Origin of the sequence: Promicromonospora iranensis, assembly GCF_028994775.1 — a bacterium.
Lineage (GTDB): Bacteria > Actinomycetota > Actinomycetes > Actinomycetales > Cellulomonadaceae > Promicromonospora > Promicromonospora iranensis_A.
In genome coordinates, this window is the sequence record NZ_JAJQMN010000021.1 from 11,879 (window position 1) to 34,440 (window position 22,562).

A 22,562-nucleotide genomic window follows, 5' to 3' on the forward strand; every position below is an offset into this window, starting at 1 on the left:
TGGTCGAGCCTGCCAGGACCGAGGTCCCGGCACGCTCGACCACCGAGCGATCACTCCGGCCCGACGACGCCTACGCGTGCCGCCCGGACCACCTTGTCGCCGATCTTGTACCCGGGCTCCACCACGAGGTTCACCGTGGCGGCCGTCGCGTCCGCGTCGGTCGAGTGCATGAGCGCCTCGTGCACGGTGGGGTCGAACTCCTCCCCCACCTTGCCGAACCGCTCGACGCCGAACTTCTGCAGGTTCTGGTCGAGCTTCTCCGCGATCGCCGCCATGGCTCCGCTCAGCTCACCGTGCTGCTTCGCGCGCTCGACGTCGTCGAGCACCGGCAGCAGCGCGGTCAGCACGTCCTGCACGCCCCGGTTCCGCGCGGCCTCCTGGTCGCGCAGTGCCCGGTTGCGGTAGTTCGTGAAGCTGGCGCGCTCACGCTGCAGAGCGTCCAGGTGCTCCGCGGCCTCGGCCTTCGCCTTGAGGACCTCGGCGGCCTCGGCCGCCTCGCCGGAGGGCTCGAAGTCGAGCCCGTCCAGCGGGTCGCCCGAGGCGCCCTGCTGGTCGGCCTGGTCGGCACCGGCGGGCTCGGCCGGCGAACCGGACCCGGACTCGCCCGGCTGCTCGGCGGACACCTCGGGCTCGGCCGGACGGCTCTGGTCCCCGGAGTTGTTCACCTTGCGCTTGTCTCTGAACTGGAAGGGGTGCTCTCCCGAGCCCTCGGGCTCAGGGGGACCCTGCGGGTTCTCTTCGGTCACTTGCGCTCGTCCTCGTCGTCCACGATCTCGGCATCGACGACGTCCTCCTCAGGGGCGGACTGGGCGTTCGCCGTCTGCGGGCCACCCTCGGCACCCTGCGCCGCGGGCTGCTCGGCGGAGTACAGCGCCTCGCCGATCTTCTGCGAGGATGCGCCGAGCTTCTCGTACGAGGTCTTCACGGCCTCGGCGTCGTCGCCCTCGAGCGCCGACTTCACCGCGGCGATGTCCGCCTCGACCTCGGTGACGACCTCGGCCGGAAGCTTGTCGCGGTTGTCCGCGATCTGCTTCTCCATGGAGTACGCGAATGCCTCGGCCTGGTTGCGGGTGTCCGCCTCCTCGCGACGCTTCTTGTCCTCGTCGGCGTGCGCCTCGGCGTCCTTGACCATGCGGTCGATGTCCTCCTTGGGGAGGGCCGAGCCGCCGGTGATCTTCATCGACTGCTCCATGCCCGTGCCACGGTCCTTGGCGGACACGTGCACGATGCCGTTCGCGTCGATGTCGAACGTCACCTCGATCTGCGGCACACCCCGGGGGGCGGGCGCGATGCCGGTGAGCTCGAACACGCCGAGCGGCTTGTTGTCGCGCGTGAACTCGCGCTCACCCTGGAACACCTGGATCGCCACGGACGGCTGGTTGTCGTCGGCCGTGGAGAAGACCTCGCTGCGCTTGGTCGGGATGGCCGTGTTGCGCTCGATGAGCTTGGTCATCACGCCACCCTTGGTCTCGATACCGAGGGACAGCGGGGTGACGTCGATCAGCAGGACGTCCTTGCGGTCACCGGAGATGACACCGGCCTGCAGCACGGCGCCGACGGCGACGACCTCGTCCGGGTTCACGCCCTTGTTGGGCTCGCGACCACCGGTGAGCTCCTTGACGACCTCGGTCACGGCCGGCATGCGGGTGGAGCCACCCACGAGCACGACGTGGTCGATGTCGGAGACCGAGATGCCGGCGTCGCGGATGACGGCGTGGAACGGTGCCTTGGTGCGGTCGATGAGGTCCTGCGTCATCTGCTGGAACTGAGCGCGCGTGAGCTTCTCGTCCAGGTGGATGGGGCCGTTCTCGCTCATCGAGAGGTACTGCATCGAGATGTTGGTGCTCGTCGCGGACGAGAGCTCCTTCTTGGCCTGCTCGGAGGCCTCACGGAGACGCTGGAGCGCGATCTTGTCCTTCGACAGGTCGACGCCCGAGGAGTTCTTCACCTGCTTGATGAGGTACTCCACGACGCGCTGGTCCCAGTCGTCACCACCCAGGCGGTTGTCACCCGAGGTGGCGCGCACCTGGATCGTCGAGAAGTTGTCCTCGTCCTTGCCCACCTCGAGCAGGGACACGTCGAACGTACCGCCACCGAGGTCGAAGACCAGGATGAGCTCGTCCTCCTTCCCCTTGTCCAGGCCGTAGGCGAGGGCGGCCGCGGTGGGCTCGTTGACGATGCGCTTCACGTCGAGCCCGGCGATCTGGCCGGCATCCTTCGTCGCCTGGCGCTCGGCGTCGTTGAAGTACGCCGGGACCGTGATCACAGCCTCCGTGACCGGCTCGCCCAGGTACTCCTCCGCGTCGCGCTTGAGCTTGCCCAGGATGCGGGCGGAGATCTCCTGCGGGGTGTACTTCTTGTCGTCGATGTCCACCGTCCAGTCGGTGCCCATGTGGCGCTTGACCGAGGAGATGGTGCGGTCCACGTTGGTGACCGCCTGACGCTTGGCGACCTCACCGACCAGGACCTCGCCGGTCTTGGAGAACGCGACCACCGAGGGGGTGGTCCGCGAGCCCTCCGCGTTGGCGATGACGGTGGGCTCTCCACCCTCGAGAACCGCCACCACCGAGTTCGTGGTGCCGAGGTCGATACCTACTGCGCGTGCCATGTGACTGCCTTCCTCCGACAGATTGAGTCTTCTGCACTCAACTTAAGCCGGAGCTCGCAGGGAAGCAAGCCCGCACGCCGAAAGTTGAGTCCACTTCACTCAACCTCGTCCACGGCCGAAAAGTTCCCGGCGGCGCACTGCTCGGCCCAGAACCCCGCTCACCTGCGCAGACGCAGTGCCCACCGGTACGGGATTATGGTGGCGCCATGCCCTTCGAGATCGCCCTGACCGATGACGTCACACTCCGGGAGCTGACCAAGGACGACGCGGTGGCGCTCGCCCACGCCTACAGCCGCAACCGCGAGCACCTCGCTCCGTGGGACCCGGCGCGGCCAGAGGCGTTCTACACGGAGGAGTGGCACAAGGAGCGACTCTGGGCACAGGTGCTGGAGAACTCGACGGGCCGGGCGCTGCACACCGTGCTCGAGGCGGACGGCGAGATCGTGGGCCGGCTGAACCTCACCGACATCGTGCGCGGCGCCTTCGAGAACGGGCACGTCGGCTACTGGCTGGACACCCGGTTCACCGGTCTGGGCCTGATGACCCGCGCGATCGAGGCGCTGGCCACGCATGCCCGGGACGAGCTGGGCCTGCACCGCCTCCAGGCCGCGACTCTGCCGCACAACGAGGCGTCCCAGGCGGTGCTCGCCCGGGTCGGCTTCGAGCGGATCGGCTTCGCGCCCGGCTACCTGAAGATCGCCGGGCAGTGGCAGGACCACGTCCTGTTCCAGCGTCTCCTGCACGACTGATCCGCGCGGCCGGTCTCTGTTTCGCCCCTACCAACAGGCGCGACGCCCTGACCTGCGGTACACAAGGGTGCACGACCGAAGCCACAGGGGGTGGGGGCATCGGACGCGTACCCCGCGGGCATGCCCGCGGGTGCCTGATGCCCGGGACACCGGGCCCCGACGGGGGGAGACCACCATGGCAAGCATCCACGGAAGCTCGTTGTCGATAGCGCTCCTGACAGCCTTGCTCGATCCCGAGGAGGACGGCCTCAGGTCACCTCACGTCCAGGAGCTGTTGCAGGAGGCCCTGGAGACCCGCGAGGACGCGCGCGACGTGATCGTCGCGCTGCTCGCCTCGTCGGGCTCGATGCTGCGGCAGATCAGCTATCACAACGAGCAGGAACCGCTCGAGTCCCTGCAGAAGGTGGCCCTGGGCTTCCAGCGCAAGGTCGTCCAGCTGCCCAGCTGAGTCGTCGAGCCGGGTCAGTGCGCGGCCCGCGCCGACACCGACTCGGCGTCCCGGAGCACGCGCAACACGTTCCCGCTCGCCAGTTTTCCGAGATCGGCGTCGGACCAACCGTTGTCCGCGAGCGCCGCGAGCAGACGCGGGTAGCCCGTCACGTCCTCCAGGCCTTCGGGGAGGGTCGGTGTGCCGTCGTAGTCGCCACCGAGTCCCACGTGGTCGACGCCGGCGACCTCGCGGACGTGCTCGACGTGCGCCACGACGTCGGACAGCGTGCTGCGGGGCTGCGGGTTCCGGGCCCGCCACTCGCCCATGAACGGCTCGAAGGCTCCGATGTCGGTGCTCTTGATCCCCTGGGCCGCGGCCGCCTCGGCGCCGGTCGCCCGCCACTCGGCGACCGCGGGTGACACGAACTGCGGCACGAACGTCACCATGCAGACGCCGCCGTTGGTCGTGAGGTCGGTGAGGACGTCGTCGGGCACGTTGCGGGGGACGTCACAGACGGCACGGGCACTCGAGTGGCTGAAGATGACCGGTGCCGAGGTGACGCGCAGGGCGTGGCGCATGGTGCCGGCGGAGGTGTGCGAGAGGTCGACCAGCATGCCGAGGCGGTTCATCTCGCGCACCACGTCCTCGCCGAACGGGGAGAGACCGCCCAGCACCTCGACGTCGGTCCCGGAGTCGGCCCAGGACACGTTGTCGTTGTGCGTGAGGGTCATGTACCGGACGCCGAGGGCGTACAGCATGCGCAGGACGGCGAGGGACTCGTCGATGGAGTGGCCGCCCTCCGCGCCCATGAGGGAGGCGATGCGCCCGCCGGCCCACGCCTGCTCGACGTCGGCGGCGGTCAGGGCGAGCTGGAGGGTGTCCGGGTACTTCCGCACCATGCGGTGCACGCAGTCGATCTGTTCGAGCGTCGCGGTGACCGCCGCCCCGCCGACCAGCTTCGACGGCACGTACACCGACCAGAACTGGGCGCCGACGCCGCCCTCGCGCAGGCGGGGCAGGTCCGTGTGGGTGGTCGTGAGCCGCTGTGCGATGTCGACCGCGTCGAGGTCGTACGACGACTGCTCGCGCAGCTCCCACGGAAGGTCGTTGTGCCCGTCCCAGACGGGGTGCTTCTGGAGGAGCGCGCTCAGGCGGTCGGCGGTCGTCATGCGGGCGACGCTATCGCGCGGTCGAGACCCCCAGGGTCAGGATTCGGATCCCAGTCATGATCCGGGGTGCGCCGGAAAGCCTGTTCTCGCCACCAGAGCCGTGAAGTCCTGGGAGCCGCGCCGAAGCGGGCGCAGCGCGACTCCCAGGACCCTCTGTGCGACCGTCCGGTCAGCCGATGCGCTTCCAGCTGCAGCCGACGGTTTCGAAGCCCGTCGCGGACTTCGGCATGGTCACCGTGCGGGCGCCTGTCACGATGTCGTGGCTCAGCACGGCATCGACACCGTAGAAGCCCTTGTAGAAGATGTAGTGGCACACTTCGTTGCTGGGATCCTTCGGGCCTGTCGTGGAGTAAACACCCCGCTCCAGGTGGTCGCCGATGGCGTAGGTGCCGTGAGCAGCCGTCGAGGCTCGCGTGGTGGTCATCCCGGGGTAGTACTTGGTCCAGGTGCCACAGCTCGTGGTCGACCAGATGGAGTGGTCGGTGGACTGCACCTTGACCATCCGCTGGCCCAGACCAGTGTCACGCGCGAGGACGGCGTTGAAGGACTGCCGCTGCCAGGTGCACATCGCGCTGCCCGCCTGGGCGATGTACGTCACTGGCGGGACGCTGCCGTTCCCGACCAGCCAGCCGCTTTCGTCGTCGCCCGGGAACCGCACGGCAGACGTCAGCACGGCGCGGGTCGCCGAGCTGAACCGGGTCGCCGTCCCGTAGCCCCCGCGGTACGTCCGGACCGAGACCGTGATCCTCTTCCCGTAGTCCGGGCCCTTGAGCGAGTAGGTCGAGCTCGTCGCACCGGAGATCGGCACGCCGTCCGCGTACCAGCGGTAGGAGAACGATGGCTTCGGTGACCATCTGCCGACCGTCACCCGGAGGCGGGACCCGACTCGCGCGGTGCCCGAGATCCTGGGGCTCGGCGACGCGGAGTACTTCGAACCGACCTTCGCCCCCGCCGAGGTGACCGTCCGAGTCGTGTAGCCGGTACGCCGCACGGTCGCGCTGACGGTGATGGTGCGGCCCTTCCACGACGAGCGGACGGACAGGCTGCTACCGGTCGCGCCTCGGATGGAGCGCCCGTCGAGCTTCCAGCGGTAGCCGACGGCGCCCGGCGTCGGCGTGGACTGCGGGCGCGAGACCTTGAGTGTGGCTCCCGGTGTCGCCACGCCGCTGATCGCCGGCGCCGACTGCGAGAAGGCGCCGGACGCCACCGCTGCGGACGCACCGCTCGTCCGGCTGACCGTCGTGTATCCGGCGCGCGTGCCGACGATCCTGACCGTGAGTCGCTTGCCCCGCTGCGCCGAGGTGGGCGTGAAGGAGAAGCCGGTGGCGCCGCGGACCGCGGTCCCGTTCGCGTACCACTGGTAGGAGAACCCGGTACCCGAGGTCCAGGAACCGGCGAGCGCACGGAGCGTGGAGCCGACGCGGACCTTACCGCTGATCGTCGGGACCGACGCCGTCGGCCGGCCGGGAGCGATCACCGGGGTCGCGGTGCTGGTCGTCGACGTGGGCGTGCGTCCGTCAGCCGAGCCGACGACCGTGACCGTCAGGTTGGCGCCGAGGTCAGCGGCCTGCGGCGTGTAGGTCGCGCGGGTCGCGTCCGGGATCATCTCGCTCGTGCCGTTGGCCGGGTCCGTCCGGCGCCAGTGGTAGGTGAACGTCGCGGCCGGGCTCCAGGCTTCGACGGTCGCCGTCAGTGGCTCACCGACCAGGTACTCGTCACCGGAGATGGTCGGCACGGTCGTCGTGTCGAAAGCCTGCGCCTGGGCCAGGTCGTACGCCGCGAGGACGTCGAGCCTGCCCTCGCCCCACACGTTGTTGTCGTCTGCGGTTCCACCGCACGAGGTGTTGCTCATGTCCTCTGCGGAACCGTCCAGGATCGCGCGGGTCGCCTGAACGTTACCGACCAGCTCGGGGACGGCGTCCCACAGCAGCGCCACGGCGCCAGCGACGTGCGGGGCAGCCATGGACGTACCTGACAGGATGCCCATGTGGCCGCCGGGGAGTGCAGAGAAGACGTTGTCGCCCGGTGCCGCGATGTCCGGCTTCACGATGCCGTCCTGACCGGTGCCCCGTGCGGAGTAAGGAGCGATCCTGCCGCTCTCGGTGAACGCGCCCACCGCGTACGACGCCTGCCGTGAGCCGGGGCTGCCGGACGACTGGCAGCCGTCCTCGCCCATGTTCCCGGCGGAGAACGTGGCAAAGATACCCGCGGCCTCCCACGCCGTGATGATGTCCTCCATGAACGGGTCCGTCGAGGGGAGCCTGCTACCCCACGAGTTGTTCACGATGTGCGGGCGCTTCGCGGTGTCCGGTCGGGTTCCGTCGGCACGGGTCGGCGCCAGGATCCACTGCCCCGAACGGATCAGGGCTCTGTCCATGCATCCGGCGGCGCAACCGTTGGTGGCGATCCACTCAGCGCCCGGAGCCACACCGAACTGGTGCTGTACCTGGTTCCACCAGACCGTCCCGCCGACCATGCTGCCCATGGTGTGGGTGCCGTGGCCGTTCGCGGCGGTATCTCCGGGGGAGGGCTGACCGATGCCGGCAGCGTCATACCAGTTGTAGTCGTCGCTGCCCCCATCTCCGCGGTACTGCGCCTTGACGCTGTCGATCGCCGTGTCCACACCCGTATCGATTCCCGCGACCACGATGCCCTCGCCCGTGATTCCCTGTGCCCACAGGTCGTCAGCGTTGATCGCCGCGACACCCCATGTGGGTTCTGCTGCTGCCTCCGCCGCTGCCTCGGCCTCGTTCGGGGCGGCTTTCGCCTCCACCGGCTCCGGCGCCTCGTAGTGCGTCGTCGGACGCACCTCCAGCACCTGCGCGTCCGCCGCCAGGTCCGTCGCCAGGTCCAGCGAGCCACCCTCGACGAAGATCGCGTTGGTGGCCCAGTAGGAGGTGTACCTGGTGCCGGCCTCCTCCAGCTCCGCCACTGCGTCCTTCTGGGACGCCTCGGCGGCCGCGAGGAGCGTCTCGTAGACGTAGTCGCCGCGCTCCGACCAGCTCGTGATGCCCTCGGCCGCCGACAGGTCGGGCTTCTCGGCGAACCGCAGCCAGAAGTCGGCGGTGTCGTCGGAGGCGAATGCCCGGGTGGCGCCGGCGGTGAACTTGTCCGCCGGGTCGATGAGGGGCGCCGCCTGAGGGCCGGAAGTCCCGAGAGCGACGGCGCCGTGCGCTCGTGCGTCCGGCTGCGGGCTGGGGTCGGGCGCGGCGACCGCTGCGCTCGGTACTGCCAGGAGTGCCAGGACAGTGGCTGAAGCCAGAGTCCTGGTACGACGTCGCGTGCGAGGGTGCATGGGCTCTCCAGGCTGGGGCGCGCCGGGACACCGGGCGCAACTGGACCTGCGCGGGGCAGGGGTGTGCCGTGAAGGTACCGTCCGAGATCAGGTGAAAACCGCAAAAGGCCCAGAAATCACCCGGGTGATTCCCAGGGTCAGATCCGGCCGCGCAGCCTGTCGATATCGCGCCGCTCGCGCTTGGTCGGGCGGCCCGCCCCGCGGTCGCGGAGCCCGACGGCCTCGCGCTCGACCCGCGTGGGCAGGGCGGGGCTGTGGTCCAGGTACGCCTTGGCGGCGATGGGAGCGCCGACCCGTTTGGGGAGCAGCTCCACGACCTCGATGTCCCGGTCCCGGAGGGGATCGCGCCACGTCACGCGGTCACCGACGGCGACGGACGCCGAGGCCTTCGCGACCTTGCCGTTGATCCGGACGCGCCCGCTGCGGCACAGGTCGGCCGCGACCGACCGGCTCTTGGTCAGCCGCACCGCCCACAACCACACGTCGATGCGCATCGCCCCATCCTCTCACCGTCCAGCCCGTTGAGTGCTGGGCATTTGTGCATTTCCGGGCCGTGGACCCGCAAATACCCAGCACTCAACGAGCCGGTCAGGTTGTGGCTCTTACCCAGCGAGGGTCGGAGGTCTTTACCTCGTGGAGCTCACCCGTGATCGTGACGATCCTGCGGGCCGCGGGGGCTGCGTCGACCGGACCGTCCCCCGGCACGTCGTTGGGCTCGTCCAGGTCCGCGATACCCTCGGCCACCACCCTGACAACGCTGTCGGCGGCATGCGCACCCACCCACACCTCGACGTCGCCTGGCTCGACGACCCGCGTCATGCTCCGGTCGGTGAACGCGAACCTGGTGGTCGGCACCTCGAACGTGATCGTGGTGGACTCCCCCGGCTCCAGCGTGACCCGGTGGTACCCGAGCAGCTGCGTGGTGGGCCGGGCGATGGATCCCAGCACGTCGTGCCCGTACAGCTGCACGACGTCGGACCCTGCCACCTCACCGGTGTTCGTCACCGTCACGACGGCGTTGAACGTGCCACCAGCGGTGACCAGCGGGTCCACGGAGACCAGCTCGCGCGCGAACGTCGTGTACGACAGGCCGAACCCGAAGGCACGCGGCGGCGTCGAGTCGGTCGACGTGACCTCGGACGCGCCCCCGAGGATCGGGTGCAGGTACGAGTACGGCTGCGATCCCGTCGAACGCGGGATGGACACGGGCAGGCGACCCGAGGGGTTCACCCGGCCGGAGATGACGCCGGCGAGCGCACTGCCGCCCTCCTCCCCGGGGAAGAACGCCTGGAGCACCGCGCCCGGCTTCCTGCCGCCGGCCTCTCCGGTGCCCGCTTGGGCATCGAGCGCCCAGCCCACTGCGTACGGACGACCGGTGATCAGCACCATGACGACCGGCTTGCCGGCGGCGAGCACCGCCTCGACCAGCTCGCGCTGGACGCCGGGCAGCTCCAGCGACTCGCTGTCGTTGCCCTCGCCCACGGTGCCGCGGCCGAACAGTCCTGCCTGGTCGCCCACGACGACGATCGCGACGTCGGCGGCCTCCGCCGCGGCGACCGCCTCGGGGAACCCCGAGGTGTCATCGCCCTCGACAGCACAGCCCTGCGCGAACGTCAGCTCGGGCGCGGGCAGGCCCGCGCGGTCGAACTCCACGGCCAGGGCCTCGGCCACCGACGGGATCTCGAAGCCCGCCGGCACACCGGGGAAGTGCGCGAGCACGTGGTTGGCGAACGAGTAGCAGCCCATCAGGGCCTCGGGCCGGTCGGCGTTCGGCCCGATCACCGCCACGCGAGCGGGCTTGTCGTGCCACGAGCCGAGCGGCAGCACGCCGTCGTTCGAGAGCAGCACCACCGACTCCTCGGCGAGGCGCCTGGCCACGTCGCGGTGTGCCGGCGAGTCCAGGTCGACGACGGCGGGTGGCGCGTCCTCGTACACGTCCGGCTCGAGGAGCCCGAGCTCCTCCTTCTGCTTGAGCGTGCGCAGCACCGCACGGTCCACGATCTCGACCGGCACCGTGCCGTCCGTCACGAGCGCCGCGAGCGGTTCGAGGTACGCGTCGCCCGACGGCAGCTCGACGTCGACGCCGGCCTCGAGCGCCGCCGCGGCGGCCCCGCCCCGGTCCGCCGCGATGGCGTGCATGACGTTCAGGAACGCCACCCCGAAGTAGTCGGCGACCACCACGCCGTCGAACCCCCACCGCTCCCGGAGCAGCCCCGTGAGGTACTCGCGCGACGAGTGCATCGGCACACCGTCGACGTCGTTGTACGCGGCCATGACGCTGCGCACCCCGCCGTCGAGCACGGCCATCTCGAAGGGCGGCAGGAAGATGTCGGCGATCTCTCGCGGACCCGCGCTCACCGGGGCGTGGTTGCGCCCCGCCTTGGAACCGGAGTAGGCGACGAAGTGCTTGAGCGTGGCATGTACGCCCGCCCCCTGGAGCCCGCGCACGTAGGAGGTGCCGACGGTGCCGACGAGGTACGGGTCCTCGCCGATGCACTCGTCGACCCGTCCCCAGCGAGGGTCGCGGACGACGTCGAGCACGGGCGCCAGCCCCTGGTGGATGCCGAGCTCCCGCATCGACTCCCCGATGACGCGGCCCATCTCGGCCACGAGCTCGGGGTCGAACGACGCGCCCCAGGCGAGCGGTGTCGGGAACGTCGCCGCCTGCCAGGCTGCCAGGCCCGTGAGGCACTCCTCGTGGACCAGTGCGGGGATGCCGAGACGCGTCTCGCGCTTCAGCCTCCGCTGCTCGTCCCAGAGCCACGACGCCCGCTCGACCGGGTCGACGGGGCGCGTGCCGTACACACGGGTGTAGTGGCCGAGGCCGTTCTTCGTGATCTCGGGGAGCGCCGTGGAGCCCTGCCTCCCGGCCACCTCACCCTGCATCTCACCCTGCATCGGTGCCACGACGTTGCCGCCCTGGTCCAGCCAGTACCCGACCAGCTGGGCCAGCTTCTCCTCGAGAGTCATCTGTGCGTGCAGCTCGCGCACGCGCTCCGACACCTCGGGCATCGCCCGAAGCGCCACGGGCAGCTCCGTCATAAAAATCCCTTTCTTGACCTGCTTGTTCAGGCCTGCTTCGAAACGTGCCGGCCCGGGTCACGTGCCCCGGGCCGGCGGCCGCGCCCTGCTCAGCCCTTGACGGCTCCGGTGAGACCACCGACGATGCGCCGCTGCATGGCCAGGAAGAACACCAGGGCGGGGATCATGGCGAGGGTCGTGAAGGCGAAGACGCCCGCCGTGTCCGACGCGTGCTCCGACGAGAAGTCCGCGACGCCGAGCGGCAGCGTCTTCATGTCGGACTGCAGCAGGAGCAGCGGCAGCAGGTACGCGTTCCACGAGCCGACGAACGCCAGCACACCGACCGTCACCATGCCCGGACCGGACAGCGGTAGCAGGATCCGCCAGAAGAAGCCGATCCGTGAGGTGCCGTCGAGCTGCGCGGCCTCCTCGAGCTCCTTCGGGATCGCGGCGAGGAACGGCCGCAGGATCACGACGGTCACGGGGAGGGCGAAGGCAGCCTGCGGCAGCGCCACGCCCATCCAGGTGTTCCCCAGCTGCAGGTTCTGCGTGATGAGGATGAACAGCGGGACGATCGCCACGGTGGCGGGGAAGAGCAGGCCCACCACGAAGACCATGAAAAGCGTCTCCCGGCCCTTGAACTGGTAGCGGGCCAGCGGGTAGGCGGCCATCACACCGAACACCACGGTGATCGTTGTGGTCAGCACGGCGATGACGGTCGAGTTGAGTGCGTACTGCCAGAAGCTGGCACCGGTCAGGACGCCCACGTAGTTGTCGAGCACCCACGGGCTGGGCAGGCCCGACGGGTCCTGGGCGATCTGCGCGTTGGTGCGGAAGCCGCCCAGCACGCCGTAGAGCACCGGCCCGAGGGTGAGCGCGACCACCGCGAGAGCGATCGCGTAGACGACAGGGTTACCGCCCCCGAAGGAACCGCGCTTGCGGTTCCGGCGTCGCCCGGAGGGTTCGCGCGTGGTCGGGGCGTGCATCAGGACAGCCGCGTTCGACGTACTCACCGGGTCACCTTCTTCGTCTTCGTCCTTTTCACCGTCACCACGTCGGACCGCGTGTCCCGGCTGAGGATCAGTTGCTGGTACAGGACGGCCATGATGAGCGCGATGACAAAGAGGATCACCGAGGCGGCACCGGCGATACCGAAGTTCTGGCTCCGGGTGCCCTCGTTGATGAGATAGGTCGCCATGGTGGTCGTGGAGTTGGCCGGGCCACCGCCGGTCAGGATCCACACCATGTCGAACAGCTGGAGCGAACCGATCATCGACAGGAACGCCCAGGTGCGCATGGTCGGGCCGAGCAGCGGGACGGTGATCTTGCGCTGCACCTGCCACCACGAGGCGCCGTCGAGCTGGGCAGCCTCGTAGAGCTCTTCCGGCACACCCTGCAGCCCCGCGAGGAACAGGATCACGGCCAGCCCGAGGTACTTCCAGGTGAGCACCGCGAGCACCGTCCACAGCGCGAGGTCGGGGTCACCGAGCCAGCCCTGCTCGGGCGCCTCGAGGCCGACGCTGCCGAGCAGCCCGTCGATCACTCCGTACTCCGGCTGCAGGAGCTGGAACCAGACCACACCCGCGATGACCTCGGCGAGGACGTACGGCACGAAGATGATCGTGCGCAGCAGGCCCTGGCCCCACATCTTGCGGTTGAGCAGCAGTGCGATGGCCAGGCCCAGCGGGAGCTGGATCGCTATGGAGCCACCGACGATGATCAGGTTGTGGACGACCGAGTCGACGAAGACGTCGTCGGCCAGCACCGTCACGTAGTTGCGCAGACCGACGAAGTCGACCAGCGGGCCGAAGCCCTTCCAGCGGTACACCGAGAGCTGGACCGCCGTGACGATCGGCCAGACCACGAAGAGTGCGAACAGCGCCAGGGCGGGCGTGACGAACAATACGATCTCGAGGCGCTTGCGCCATGCAGAGGTCACCCTGCCGCGCCCGCCCCTGGCTGGTGAGTTCACTGGCTCACTGCTCCGCTTCTGCCGCGGACTGGATGGCGTCGACGACGTCCTGCGGGCCCGACTCGCCGGCGAACATGAGGGCGATCTCGTCGTTCATGGCACCGCCGACCGACTGGCCGAGGCGCGTGTCGAGGTAGAGCTGGGTCACGCCGCCGCCGTCACGCACGGGGATGAGCTGCGCGAGCGTCTCGTTCGAGAGCGAGTCCGTCGCCGCCGGGTTGGTCGGCAGGCCCATGTCCAGCTCGGCGAAGCCCTGCTGGACCTCGTCGCTGAGCAGGTAGTTCGCGAAGTCGACCGCCGCGTCGGGTGCTGCGGCCGAGACCGACCACGCGTCACCGCCGCCCATCTGGTCGGCAGGGTCGCCGCCCTGGCCGTCGAACGTCGGGAAGGCGAACCAGCCGAGGAAGTCGGGCACCTCGCCGCTCTCGGTGAGACCGCCGGCGACGCCGGGCTCCCAGTGACCCGCGAGCTCCATCGCGGCCTTCTCGGTCGCGAGCAGGCCGGAGGCCGACGTCGGTCCGGTCTGGGCCGGAGTGGTCAGGAAGCCCCGGTTGAACGGCTCCTGCGCGATGATGTCCTCGACGTGCTCGCCCGCCTTGAGGAAGCACGGGTCGGAGTAGTCGGCGCTCTCGATCGCGGCCTCGACCACGTCGTACGGGCACTCGCGGACCACGCCGTAGTACCAGTAGTGCGCGGCCGGCCACTTGTCACCGGCACCCACGGAGATCGGGGTGGTACCGGCCTCCTCGAGCTTCTCGAGGTAGCCGTCGAACTCCTCGATCGTCGGGCTCTGCGACACGTCGGTGATGCCCGCCGCCTCGAAGAGGTCCTTGTTGTACCAGAAGCCGACCAGGCCGATGGAGTACGGCAGGGCGTAGACCTTGTCGTCCACCGAGTACTGCTCGGTGAAGTTGGAGATCTTGCTGATCGTGTCGGCGGAACCCTCGGTGAGGTCACGCACCAGACCGGCCTCGACCTCGGCGGCGAGCTCGCCGCCGCCACGGCTCATGTAGACGTCGGGGATCTGCGCGTCGTCGCCGGACTGGAAGGCCGCCTGCAGCTTGGTCAGCATGTCCTCGTGCTGCATGGCCTGGACGTTGACCTTGACCCCCGTCTCGGCCTCGAAGTCGGCGGCGACCTGGTCGTAGTACGCCTTGCCCTCGCCGTTGTTGGAGTTGTGCCACCAGGTGAACTCCTGGGCGTCCGCGTTCTCGTTGGTCGCGTCCTCGCTCGGGCCGGACCCGGCACCGACACAGCCGGCCGCCAGCAGGGCGACGGTGCTGCCGAGCGCGATCAGTGCCGCGCCGCGCATCTTCCTCTTCATTGTGGAACCCCTTGTAGTCGTCATCGACGGTCGGCAGGAGCCTGCCTGTGACGGACGACAGGTCCGTCAGTCAGGAGCGTGGCAGCCCGGCGACGGTTTCGTCAAACGGTTTCGATATCGATTTCGAAACGGATCGGCCCGCCAGACACACCGCGTTGCCCGGGGTACCCTCGCTTCCGTGCACAGTGGGACAAGCTCACCCGGGTCCACTGCCGGACCGGGTGACGGCGTGGGGAACGATCCGGGGACCCCGGAGCCGTTCGCCAACCAGGAACGTGCGACCGGCCGCGCCACCATCACCGATGTCGCGCGCGTCGCGGGCGTATCGGTCGCCACCGTGTCCAAGGTCGTCAACGGTCGTTACGGCGTGGCGGCCGCCACCGCGGAGCGTGTGCTCGGTGTCGTCGCCGACCTCGGGTACGAGTCGTCCCTCGTCGCGCGCAGCCTGCGCCGCCGGCAGACCAACGTGATCGGCGTGCTCGTCGCCGAGTTCGAGCCGTTCAGCACGGAGCTGCTCAAGGGCATCTCCGCGGCCGTCGACGGTACCGGGTACGAGCTGCTCGCCTACTGCGGCGACGCCGGCCACTCGGACCACGTGGGCTGGGAGCGCCGCTCGCTCTCTCGCCTGGCCGGCACCCTGATCGACGGCGTCGTGATCGTCACGCCCACCCTGGCCCTCCCGGTGCACGAGGGCGTGCCCATCGTCGCCATCGACCCGCACACCGGCCCCACCGGGCCGGCGACCGTGGACTCCGACAACCTGGGCGGCGCCCGCACCGCGACCGAGCACCTCATCGGACTCGGCCACACGCGCATCGGCTACCTGGGCGGACGTTCCGACCTGGAGTCGGCGCGCCTGCGTGAGCTGGGCTTCTTCGAGGCGATGGCAGCCGCGGGCCTCACCCCGGACCCGAGCCTGGTGCTCGAGGGCGGCTACCGTCCGGACCGGTCCGACCGCCCCACGCACGACCTCCTCGAACGTACCGACCGGCCGACCGCCGTCTTCGCCGCGAACGACCTGTCGGCGATCCACGTCATCCAGGTGGCCCAGGAGCTGGGGCTGCGCGTCCCCGAGGACCTGTCGGTCATCGGGTTCGACAACATCCCCGAGGCCGCGGCCTCGACCCCGCCCCTGACCACCGTCGCGCAGTCCCTGCACGAGATGGGCGCCGAGGCGCTCCGCATGGTCATCGCGATGCTCGAGTCGGGCACGACGGCCGGCAAGCACACCCGCCTGCCCACGCGGCTGGTAGAGCGTGCGAGCACGGCTCCCCCGCACTCCGCGTAGCCGAGGGCCTCAGCCCGGCAGCAGCACGGGTGCCACGGGCGCCACCAGCCGCTGCCCCAGGCCCGGCTCGTCGACGCGCACCCGGCCGGCCGTGCGCTCTGCCTCCAGGTGGGCCTCCAGCCGTAGCTGCGGGGCCTGCGGGTGGCCGCGTGACCAGGGCGCCCCTGCCCGCCGAAATTACCTCGCCGCCGGTGGCGGGCCGGGGCACTCTGGTGGCATGACCTCCCTCACCGGCCACACGGCGGCGCAGAAGCCGTGGCACGTCCTCGAGGTGGCGGCCGTACCGTCCGCCGACCATCCGGATGCCTGGGCGTACCACGGGATGGCCGCGGTCGAGCGGGCCACGGAGATCGCCGGCCGCGGGTACGACGACCTCGCCCGCCCGGCGCGGCAGACCATCAGCGGCATGCTGCACCAGGAGTACGCGCGCAAGCAGCGATTCGTCGCGGTCCTGGACCGGCCCGACGGCGGAGCGCCCACCGCCGACGACGTGGTCGGCTTCGGGTTCCTGGCGATGACGCTCAAGGAGAACACGCATACCGCGGACGTCTACGTGGGCGTCCATCCGGACCACCGCCGGCAGGGCATCGGCACGGCCCTCACGGCACGGGTCGAGGAGGCGGCCGCCGATGCCGGGCGGACGACGTTCTTCGTCTGGGCGTCGGCGCCGCGCGAGGCCGCTGCCGACGAGGAAGCGGCGGTGCCGGCCACCGGCGTCGGGCGGATCCCCGCCGACGTCCCCGGCGTGCGGTTCGCACTCGGGCGGGGATACACCCTCGAGCAGGTGGAGCGCATGTCGCGGCTCGATCTGCCGGTGGATCCCGACAAGCTGGCGGCGTTCGAGACGGAGGCGCGGGCCAAGGCCGGCGCCGACTACCGGACCCACACCTGGGAGGGCATTCCCGAGGAGTGGTACGAGAGATACGCCCAGCTCATGACCCGGATGACGACCGACGTGCCGCAGGGTGAGCTCGACTACGGCGAGGAGAAGTGGGACGCCGAGCGGGTACGGGTCTACCTCGAGGAGCGCGCTGCGAGCGGCCAGCGCCTGCTGACCACCCTGGTGGAGCACGTCCCGTCGGGCGAGATCGCGGGCGGCACGTCGTTCCTGCTGCAGGACGGCAAGCCGGCGTTCGTGTTCCAGGAGGAGACGATCGTGCTGAAGTCCCACCGCGGACACCGGCTCGGCATGCTGGTCAAGGCGGTCAACCTGCGTGAGCTCGCCGCCCGGTACCCGCAGACCGAGCGCGTGCACACGTTCAACGCCGAGGAGAACGCGCACATGCTCGACATCAACGTGGCCCTGGGCTTCCGCCCCTCAGGCGCGGAGGCGGCCCTCCAAAAACGCCTCTGACCCCTCGCTGAGTGCTGGATATCTGCGGTTTCGCGGGCCCGAAACCCGCAGATAGCCAGCACTCAACGGTGCTTGCGGAGGCGGCCGGCCAGGGTGAGCAGCCTTCCGGTGGCGCGGTTGGCCAGGCTCCCGGTGCCGTTCGCGACGTCGAGCAGCTGCTGCACCTGCTGGTGCGTCACGCCCGAGCCGGGCTGGTAGGCGAGCCGACCGAGGGGCATCGCCCTGGTCATGACCATGACGTCGGCGGAGAGGCCGGCCCCCTTCAGCATCCCGGTGACCGTCGGGCCGATGACGGGGTGCGCCATCGCCTCACCCAGTGAGGAGTCGGCGTCGAGCGGCGCGACGAAACCGTCGGCCGGGACCTCGACCTCCGCCGTGGCGCGGAGATCGCGGCTCGAGGCGCCCACCTCGACGCGGTAGGTGCCGCCCTCGACCCGCCACCGGTCAGCCCGGACGTCCCAGTACGCGAGGTCGTCCCGGGCCACCGTCAGCTCCACCTCTCGGGACTCGCCCGGCGTGAGGTCGACCACGGCGAACGCAGCCAGGGCACGAGGCGCGCGGGGGACCGCCGAGCCCGGCAGGGAGACGTAGCACTGCACCACCTCGCGTCCCTCGACGCCGCCGGTGTTGGTCACCGTCACGCGCACGACGAGGTCCCCGCCGTCGGTCACGCCCTTCCCGTCGGCCGAGCCCTTCCCGCGGGTCGAGCCTGTCGAGACCCCCAGCCCCGAGTACGCGAACGTCGTGTACGAGAGGCCGTGACCGAACGGGAACTGCACCCCCAGGTCGCGTGCGTCGTACCAGCGGTAGCCCACGTAGATGCCCTCGCCGTACGTGACGTGCAGGCCCGTACCGGGAAAGCTCGGCCAGGCCGGGGTGTCCTCGATGCGCAGGGGCACGGTCTCGGCCAGCCGGCCGGACGGGTTGACACGCCCGAACAACACGTCGGCCAGCGCGCCGCCGCCCGCCTGACCCAGCAGCCAGCCCTCCACGATCGCGGGTACCCGGTCCGCGAACCCGGACAGCCGCACCACCGAGCCGTTGGACAGCACCACCACCACGCGCGGGTTGGCTTCCAGCACCCGGTCCAGCAGGTCGAGCTGGGCCGCGGGCAGCTCGATGTCCGTGCGGTCGCGACCCTCCGCCTCCGCCGACTGCGGCAACCCCGCGAAGAACAGCACCACACCGGCATCGCGTGCGGTGGCCACCGCCTCGGCAGCCAGCACCTCGGCGGCGCGGGCGGCCGCTTCCGATCTCTTCCACAGTTTCCCGACCGGACCCCGGCGGGGCGCGCCCGTCTCGCCACCGGAGCCCGTCACACCCCCCGTCACGGCCCTTGTCCCGTCCAGCTCGTAGCCGGGCGCGAAGACGACGTCGGAGGCGGAGTCCTTGATCGCCGCCAGGGCGTCGTCGAGCCGCGTGGGGACGATCTGCGACGAGCCCGCGCCCTGGTAGCGCGGCGTGCGGGCGAGCTCGCCGATCACCGCCAGGCGCGTCTGCGGGGCCAGCGGCAGCAGGCCGTCGTCGTTCTTGAGCAGCACCACCGCTCGACTCGCCGCCTCGCGCGCCAGGTCGTGGTGCGCCGTGTCGTGCCAGGCCTCGGGGTCGTGGCCCCGCTCCGCGAGCGGCGGCGCCTCGCCCCGTGCCGCCTGCGCCGCGAGCGCCAGCGTGACGACCCGGGTGGCCGAGCGGTCGACGTCGGCCAGGTCGAGGGCACCGGACCGCACCGCCGCGACGATCTCCTTGACCCGGCCCTCCCCGGCGGCGGGCATCTCCAGGTCGAGGCCCGCGCGGATGCCGGCGATGCGGTCGTGGACGGCGCCCCAGTCGGACAGGACGAGGCCCTCGAAGCCCCACTCGCCACGGAGGATGTCGGTGGTGATGCGGCGGTCCTCACCGGTGTGGGTGCCGTTGATGCGGTTGTACGACGACATGAGGGTCGCCGGCTGCGCCCGGGTGACGACGCGCTGGAAGCCGCGCAGGTAGATCTCGCGGAGGGTGCGCTCGTCGATGTCGGCGGAGACGCGCATGCGCTCCGTCTCCTGGTTGTTGGCGGCGAAGTGCTTGAGGCTCGTGGCGACGCCGTTGCCCTGGATGCCGGTGACGAGGGCCGCGCCGATCTCGCCGGCGAGCAGCGGGTCCTCGGCCACGTACTCGAAGTTGCGCCCGCACAGCGGGCTGCGCTTGATGTTGATGCCGGGGCCGAGCACCACGTCGACGCCGCGCCGTTGGGCCTCGTCCGCGACCGCCTCGCCCACGCGCCGGACCAGGTCGACGTCGAACGTGCTGCCGAGCGCTACCGCCGGCGGGAAGCAGGTGGCGGGGACCGCGCCCTCGATGTCGCCGACGTCGGGAGCGAGCCGCCGCACCCCGTGCGGGCCGTCCGCGAGGAACACCGAGGGGACTCCGGGCGCCTCGGCGGTGGTCCAGAACGAGGCGCCGGACAGGAGCCGCGCCTTCTGCTCGAGGGTGAGCTTCCGGACGATCGCCGCAGGTGCCGCTGCGGTGGCGGCTGCGGTGCGGACCTGCGGCTTCTTCCTCATCGGGTCACGGTAGCGGTGGCCGCGACAGATGGCGCTGCGGGCCCGGCGAAAAAGCCGTGCGTATCGAGGACCCGGAGAGCACCCTGGGTCTCATGACCACACCCTCCGCGGTACCCGCCCCGACGACGTCGACGTGGCGGCTGCTGGACGTGCCCCGAATCTCCTCCCTCGACGCCCCGGAGGCATGGATGTACCGGGGCGTGGCGGAGCTGCACGCCGCGGCGGAGCCGGCCGATCTCGGCAACGCGGATGCGGCACCGACCCCGATCGGGCTCGTGGTCGCGATGAACAACCAGGACTACCGGCGCAGGCTGCGCCAGGTCGCCGTGGTGGACACCCCGGAGGGACCACGGGTGGTGGGCAGTGCCCTTCTGAACTTCTTCGTCCGGTCGAACCCGGATCTGGCGGTGGGTGTCATCGTGGTGCACCCGGAGTACCGGCGGCAGGGCATCGGCACGGCCCTGGTCGAGTGGTTGCGCACCACCGCGCAGGCGGAGGGCCGGACGTCGGTCCTGGCTCCCGTCGACTTCGGGCCCGAGGTGGCTGCCGGCGAGACGCTGGCTCCGGCGTCGGGCATCGGCACGGTGTCCGCGGACCTGCCCGGTGTGCGGCTGGCGCAGAAGCTGGGCCTGAAGCTGCAGCTCGTGGAGCGCCGCTCCCGCATCGACCTGCCCGTCGCGCCCGAGGCCGTCTCGCGGTTCGAGGCCGAGGCCCGTGCCGTGGCGGGCGACGCGTACCGCGTCCATACCTGGACCGCGCCCACGCCGGACGAGTGGATCGAGCAGTACGCGGCCCTGGAGCAGGCGCTGTCCGACGACGAGCCGCGCGGCGGTCTTGAGGTCGAGTCCGACGTCTGGGACGCCGACCGCCTCCGCGTCGAGGAGGCGACGATCGCCGCCAAGGGTGACCGGTACGTGGTGACGGCAGCCGAGCACGTGGCCACGGGCGAGCTCGCCGCGATGACGATGCTGATGTGGAACGACCAGAAGCCGGACCACAGCGACCAGGAGTCCACGGTGGTGCTCAAGGCGCATCGCGGGCACCGGCTCGGGATGCTGATCAAGGCGGTGAACCTGCGCGAGCACGCCCGTCTGCGACCCGAGGCCCAGCGCATCTACACCTGGAACAACGAGGAGAACCCGCACATGCTCGCGATCAACGTGGCCCTCGGCTTCGTCCCGGCGGGCGGCTGCGCGGAGTTCCAGGGCCCCCTGTGATCAGAGGAGGTGGGGGGTCAGGTCCGGGCCATCCGTGAACGCCTCCTCCGGGTCGAACGGGTGCACCGGGCCGCCCAGGTTCGTGTGCCGCAGGCGGAGCAGGTCCTGGTCGACGGCGCCCGGGCTGAGCATGAGCATCCAGTCGTCGGCCATGTCGTAGAGCTCGGTCTCGAGGTTGCCGATCTTCACCACCACGACGTCGGTGCCGCGCGGGTCCAGGCCGAGCGCCGTGAAGTCCGACTCCAGGTGATAGGGCCTGCGGCGTTCGGTGAGGATCACCTTGAGCCCGCCGGCCGCCACGACGCAGACGGTCCCGCCCACCGGGTCGTCCTCGCGGACGTGCTCCACCACGCCGCGCAGCGTGACCGGCCCGTGCGGCCCGCCGTCGACCCGGGCGCCGGCCGTCACCTCGACGGCGTGACCCACACCGGCGTCGGCGACCGTACGGGCGGCCTCGGGATCGGGCAGGGACGCGTAGATGGCGCTCCGGCCGCCTGCCTCGGGCAGGTTGGTGAAGGCAGGCTCCGTCAGGAGCCGCGCGAGGGTCCAGGTGACGTCGCCCGCGCCGCCGGCCATGGGGTTGTCGCCGGAGTCCGAGAGGACGAACGGCCGCGCGTCGCTCGCGAGCACCGCCTTCAGGCACTCCTCGTAGGTTCCCGCCGGTGCGACGAACTCGAACTGGTCGCGGGCGTCCCAGTACCGGCGGGCCAGCCGCTCCGCCTCGCGCGCGATGAGCTCGTCGTCGTCCCCCATGACCACGACGGCGGCCCGGCAGCGCGGCTCGTCCGCCCACGCGTACCCGACCCATACCGAGGCGTCCAGGACACCCTCCAGCGCGCCGACCCGTGCCACGTCCTCGTAGATGCCCCGCGCCGGCTCGAGCCGGGTGCTCGTCTTCTCCCCCGGCAGCAGCACGGGGACCTGCACCCACGCCTTGCGCGGCCGGCCCGCCCCGTCGATCCGGTGCAGCAGGTTGGTCGCCGCACGCTCCCGCGCCTCGTCGTCATCCTCGTGCGGGGTCATGCGGTGGCAGGTGACCAGGTCGGCGGTCTGGGCGAGCTCCCGCGACACGTTGCCGTGCAGGTCCATGGAGGCGGAGATCAGGCAGTCCGGCCCGACGGCGGCCCGCACCGCCCGCACGAGGTCCGCCTCCGCATCCGTGTACCCGAGCACGGTCATGGCGCCGTGGATGTCGAGCAGCACGCCGTCGAACGGGCCCTGTGCCTCCAGCGTCAGGCCGATCTCGGTCCGGACCGTCTCGTAGACCTCGGTGAGGACCGCACCGCCCGGGAGCGCCCCGGCCCGCAGCACCCCCACCCATTCGGCCTCCCGGCGCAACGGTGCGCCGTCCCGGAGGAACGGGTACCGGCGGACGAGCTCGTTGCCACGCAGAAGGGTGAACGCCTCCCAGCCCGAGCGGTGCGGGGAGAACGTGCTGGACTCGATGGCCATGCCGCAGATCGCGATCCGCGGCCGTTGGTGGGTACGGGTCACGGGCGCAGTGTAGGCAGGACGAGTAACGACTTAGCGCTTATTTCACGGTAAAAGACCAGGTGTCGGGCAGCTGGAGTTGCCGAACACCTGGTCTCAGG

16 protein-coding genes are annotated in these 22,562 nt (G+C 70.7%); 5 read left to right on the forward strand and 11 right to left on the reverse strand.

Going from position 1 to position 22,562, the window contains the following annotated elements; genetic code table 11:
* Positions 1–50: 50 nt before the first annotated feature.
* A complete protein-coding gene (gene grpE / locus LUU90_RS25320) occupies positions 51–746 on the reverse strand; it encodes a nucleotide exchange factor GrpE (RefSeq protein ID WP_275007006.1) in 696 nt (231 codons plus the stop codon).
* Positions 743–2,608 carry a molecular chaperone DnaK gene (gene dnaK / locus LUU90_RS25325; protein WP_275007007.1) on the reverse strand — a complete coding sequence of 622 codons (1,866 nt, stop codon included), beginning with the start codon at positions 2,606–2,608 and terminating at the stop codon, positions 743–745. Before dnaK ends, grpE begins: the two co-directional genes overlap by 4 nt.
* Before the next feature lie 206 nt (positions 2,609–2,814).
* On the opposite strand from dnaK, the gene LUU90_RS25330 reads away from it, so the two are divergent.
* On the forward strand, positions 2,815–3,357 hold the full coding sequence (locus tag LUU90_RS25330) for a GNAT family N-acetyltransferase (RefSeq protein WP_275007010.1): 543 nt from the start codon (positions 2,815–2,817) through the stop codon (positions 3,355–3,357).
* 175 nt (positions 3,358–3,532) lie between these two features.
* Positions 3,533–3,805 carry a hypothetical protein gene (locus LUU90_RS25335; protein WP_275007012.1) on the forward strand — a complete coding sequence of 91 codons (273 nt, stop codon included), beginning with the start codon at positions 3,533–3,535 and terminating at the stop codon, positions 3,803–3,805.
* 14 nt (positions 3,806–3,819) lie between these two features.
* On the opposite strand, the gene LUU90_RS25340 is transcribed toward LUU90_RS25335, so the two are convergent.
* From LUU90_RS25340 to LUU90_RS25370, 7 genes are all read right to left on the reverse strand, one after another.
* Positions 3,820–4,956: a dipeptidase gene (locus tag LUU90_RS25340; protein WP_275007014.1), complete on the reverse strand. Its 1,137-nt coding sequence runs from the start codon at positions 4,954–4,956 to the stop codon at positions 3,820–3,822.
* A gap of 169 nt (positions 4,957–5,125) precedes the next feature.
* Positions 5,126–8,251: a S8 family serine peptidase gene (locus LUU90_RS25345; RefSeq protein WP_275007016.1), complete on the reverse strand. Its 3,126-nt coding sequence runs from the start codon at positions 8,249–8,251 to the stop codon at positions 5,126–5,128.
* Between the two features lie 137 nt (positions 8,252–8,388).
* Complete coding sequence (locus LUU90_RS25350; protein WP_275007018.1) at positions 8,389–8,745, reverse strand: RNA-binding S4 domain-containing protein; 357 nt, start codon at positions 8,743–8,745, stop codon at positions 8,389–8,391.
* A gap of 94 nt (positions 8,746–8,839) precedes the next feature.
* A complete protein-coding gene (locus LUU90_RS25355) occupies positions 8,840–11,293 on the reverse strand; it encodes a beta-glucosidase family protein (RefSeq protein WP_275007020.1) in 2,454 nt (817 codons plus the stop codon).
* Positions 11,294–11,382: 89 nt separating this feature from the next.
* On the reverse strand, positions 11,383–12,258 hold the full coding sequence (locus tag LUU90_RS25360) for a carbohydrate ABC transporter permease (protein ID WP_425596303.1): 876 nt from the start codon (positions 12,256–12,258) through the stop codon (positions 11,383–11,385).
* A gap of 23 nt (positions 12,259–12,281) precedes the next feature.
* The gene (locus LUU90_RS25365) at positions 12,282–13,211 is read right to left on the reverse strand and encodes a carbohydrate ABC transporter permease (RefSeq protein ID WP_425596300.1); all 930 of its coding nucleotides are present in this window, start codon (positions 13,209–13,211) and stop codon (positions 12,282–12,284) included.
* 37 nt (positions 13,212–13,248) lie between these two features.
* Positions 13,249–14,568: an ABC transporter substrate-binding protein gene (locus LUU90_RS25370; RefSeq protein ID WP_275007026.1), complete on the reverse strand. Its 1,320-nt coding sequence runs from the start codon at positions 14,566–14,568 to the stop codon at positions 13,249–13,251.
* 178 nt (positions 14,569–14,746) lie between these two features.
* On the opposite strand from LUU90_RS25370, the gene LUU90_RS25375 reads away from it, so the two are divergent.
* Positions 14,747–15,856, forward strand: coding sequence for a LacI family DNA-binding transcriptional regulator (locus LUU90_RS25375; protein WP_275007028.1), 1,110 nt, complete (start codon positions 14,747–14,749; stop codon positions 15,854–15,856).
* 217 nt (positions 15,857–16,073) lie between these two features.
* Complete coding sequence (locus LUU90_RS25380) at positions 16,074–17,210, forward strand: GNAT family N-acetyltransferase (protein WP_275007030.1); 1,137 nt, start codon at positions 16,074–16,076, stop codon at positions 17,208–17,210.
* A 62-nt stretch (positions 17,211–17,272) separates the two neighbouring features.
* Here LUU90_RS25380 and LUU90_RS25385 read toward each other — a convergent pair whose 3' ends face one another.
* On the reverse strand, positions 17,273–19,753 hold the full coding sequence (locus LUU90_RS25385) for a glycoside hydrolase family 3 C-terminal domain-containing protein (protein ID WP_275007032.1): 2,481 nt from the start codon (positions 19,751–19,753) through the stop codon (positions 17,273–17,275).
* Between the two features lie 92 nt (positions 19,754–19,845).
* Between LUU90_RS25385 and LUU90_RS25390 the strand changes: the two genes are divergently transcribed.
* Complete coding sequence (locus tag LUU90_RS25390; protein WP_275007033.1) at positions 19,846–20,970, forward strand: GNAT family N-acetyltransferase; 1,125 nt, start codon at positions 19,846–19,848, stop codon at positions 20,968–20,970.
* Here LUU90_RS25390 and LUU90_RS25395 read toward each other — a convergent pair whose 3' ends face one another.
* Positions 20,971–22,464: a M81 family metallopeptidase gene (locus LUU90_RS25395; protein ID WP_275007035.1), complete on the reverse strand. Its 1,494-nt coding sequence runs from the start codon at positions 22,462–22,464 to the stop codon at positions 20,971–20,973.
* Positions 22,465–22,562: the final 98 nt, after the last annotated feature.

Coding starts and splice junctions, on each gene's coding strand:
- LUU90_RS25355 (WP_275007020.1), bottom strand. CDS start 11,293: ATGACGGAGCTGCCCGTGGCGCTTCGGGCGATGCCCGAGGTGTCGGAG.
- LUU90_RS25385 (WP_275007032.1), bottom strand. CDS start 19,753: ATGAGGAAGAAGCCGCAGGTCCGCACCGCAGCCGCCACCGCAGCGGCA.
- dnaK (WP_275007007.1), bottom strand. CDS start 2,608: ATGGCACGCGCAGTAGGTATCGACCTCGGCACCACGAACTCGGTGGTG.
- LUU90_RS25340 (WP_275007014.1), bottom strand. CDS start 4,956: ATGACGACCGCCGACCGCCTGAGCGCGCTCCTCCAGAAGCACCCCGTC.
- LUU90_RS25330 (WP_275007010.1), top strand. CDS start 2,815: ATGCCCTTCGAGATCGCCCTGACCGATGACGTCACACTCCGGGAGCTG.
- LUU90_RS25345 (WP_275007016.1), bottom strand. CDS start 8,251: ATGCACCCTCGCACGCGACGTCGTACCAGGACTCTGGCTTCAGCCACT.
- LUU90_RS25380 (WP_275007030.1), top strand. CDS start 16,074: ATGACCTCCCTCACCGGCCACACGGCGGCGCAGAAGCCGTGGCACGTC.
- LUU90_RS25370 (WP_275007026.1), bottom strand. CDS start 14,568: ATGAAGAGGAAGATGCGCGGCGCGGCACTGATCGCGCTCGGCAGCACC.
- LUU90_RS25335 (WP_275007012.1), top strand. CDS start 3,533: ATGGCAAGCATCCACGGAAGCTCGTTGTCGATAGCGCTCCTGACAGCC.
- LUU90_RS25390 (WP_275007033.1), top strand. CDS start 19,846: ATGACCACACCCTCCGCGGTACCCGCCCCGACGACGTCGACGTGGCGG.
- LUU90_RS25360 (WP_425596303.1), bottom strand. CDS start 12,258: ATGCACGCCCCGACCACGCGCGAACCCTCCGGGCGACGCCGGAACCGC.
- LUU90_RS25350 (WP_275007018.1), bottom strand. CDS start 8,745: ATGCGCATCGACGTGTGGTTGTGGGCGGTGCGGCTGACCAAGAGCCGG.